This window comes from Streptomyces prasinopilosus, assembly GCF_001419695.1.
In the GTDB taxonomy this organism is placed as follows: domain Bacteria; phylum Actinomycetota; class Actinomycetes; order Streptomycetales; family Streptomycetaceae; genus Streptomyces; species Streptomyces prasinopilosus.
The window spans coordinates 1-1,777 of the sequence record NZ_LIRG01000829.1; the positions used below are offsets into that span (position 1 = coordinate 1).

The 1,777-nt window shown below is 71.9% G+C and carries 2 protein-coding genes; one reads left to right on the plus strand and one right to left on the minus strand.

The features are described from left to right. Nucleotides 1-436 (plus strand): STAS domain-containing protein (locus AOK18_RS27155; RefSeq protein WP_338119142.1); only part of this gene is annotated, 436 nt, incomplete at its 5' end. Nucleotides 437-497: 61 nt separating this feature from the next. Here the strand turns inward: AOK18_RS27155 and aztD are convergent. Beyond that, complete coding sequence (gene aztD, locus AOK18_RS27160; RefSeq protein WP_055696047.1) at nucleotides 498-1,727, minus strand: zinc metallochaperone AztD; 1,230 nt, start codon at nucleotides 1,725-1,727, stop codon at nucleotides 498-500. Between the last annotated feature and the right edge of the window lie 50 nt (nucleotides 1,728-1,777).

Here is a 1,777-nt window from a genome sequence, read left to right on the forward strand (position 1 = left end):
GCCCCCTCCCGAGACGCTGGAATCATTCGTGGCTGCCCTCCCCTTCGCACCGCACGTCCTGTCCCTCCCCACCGAGACCCCGCACACCGTGCGCCTCGCCCTCGTCGGCGACCTGGACCACGAGATCGGCGACGAGGTCCTCCACCAGGTCCTGCACGCCCTGCACGGAGGTGAGGACGTACGGGACCTCCGGCTGGACTGCCGGGACCTGGGAGCGGTCGACTCCGCGGGCCTGGCCGTCCTGCTGCAGATCCACCGCCGCGCCTCCGGGGACGGGACCGGCTTCCACCTGGACCACGTGGGCCCGCGGTTGGAGCGGCTGCTCCGGATCACCGGTACCTACGAGTACCTGACGACGCCGCAGCAGGCCGCCCCGCCCGCCGGTTCGGCCGGTCCCGCCGAGGAGGATCCCGGGACGCTGGGCTCCGGGGCGTAGCGGCCGGTGTCCTCCCGGCGGGGGGCACACGGGGCTCCCCCCGTCCCGTCCGGGGCCGGAGTCAGTGGCCCGCGACGACGCCGGAGAGTTCGTTGGTGCTCTTCGGCAGGGTCACGGACGTGACCTTCTGACCCGACTCGATGTCCACGGCGTGCAGTTCGCGCGTGCCCGGCTCGGAGACGTACGCGGTGCGGCCGCGGACGAAGAGGGTGGGCCGGGGCTGCTGCCAGTCGAGCGGCTCCCGCCACTCGCCCACCACGGGGATCCTCTTCTCGACCGTGCCCGTCTCCGGGTCGATGACGCGCAGGGCGCCGTCCGTGCCGAGGACGAGGGCCTCGCCGTGGGGTCCGCGGCCCAGCGAGCGGAAGGAGTAGCTGGTGCCGAGGTCGACCAGGCGCAGCTTCGCCGTCTCGGTGTCGATCAGGGACACGCGTGTGGGCCGTTCCAGTTCGGCGTCCGGATCCGTCTTGTAGTCGCCCAGGAGGACCGGGGACTCCTCGCTGCCGGCCTGGTTCCCGATGCGTCCGTAGTCGTCGGGGGCGTCGACCTTGGTGAACTCGCCGTCCTGGTAGATGAGGATGCCGTCCTCGCAGCCGACGGCGACGGCCTCGCCCCGGGCGGCGGCCTCGCCGTGGACTCCGGGGCAGTTCTCGTTGCGCGCGATCTCCTTGTCGTCCTTGTCGAGGACCAGGGCGCCGGTGCGCTCCTCCTCGGTGCCCACGGTGGTGAGGAGTTCGCCGTTGCTCAGCTCGATGGCGACACCGTGGTGGGGTGCGGCGGAGGTGTGGGTGCGACCCTCGGGCTTCTCGCCGTCGGCGAGGTCGGCCGGGTCGAGGACGTTGACCTCGCCGGTCCCGTCGGTGAACAGGACCGTCCGGCCGGCGTGCCGTACGACGTGCCCCGGCTTGGCTCCCTCGTACGTGATGTCGGTGAGGTTCTGCCGCACGGCGTCGAGGACCCGGAAGCCGGAGTCGGTGGAGACGAAGACGTGGGCGTCGTCTCCGGCGGGGTTGACCCGGTTGAAGCCGGGCAGCTCGATCGTTCCGGCGAGCTCCAGGGTCTTGCCGTCCAGGATGTACAGGCCGCCGTCGAAGGTGGCGACCAGCGGCTCCTCGACCGCGGCGGCCCCGGTGTCCCGCGCGCCCTTCGCCGCCTGCTCCTTCCGCGCCTTCGCGTCGGACGCGGAGGACGGGGAGGTGTCGCCCCCTCCTCCGCAGGCGGTCAGGACGGTGGAGACCGCCAGGGCGAGGGCCGTACCGGTGAGGACTCTGCTGCGTATCCGCTTGCTCACTTTATGTGTTCCTTTTCTGCCGCGTCGGTGCGCGGCAGAAAAGGAACACA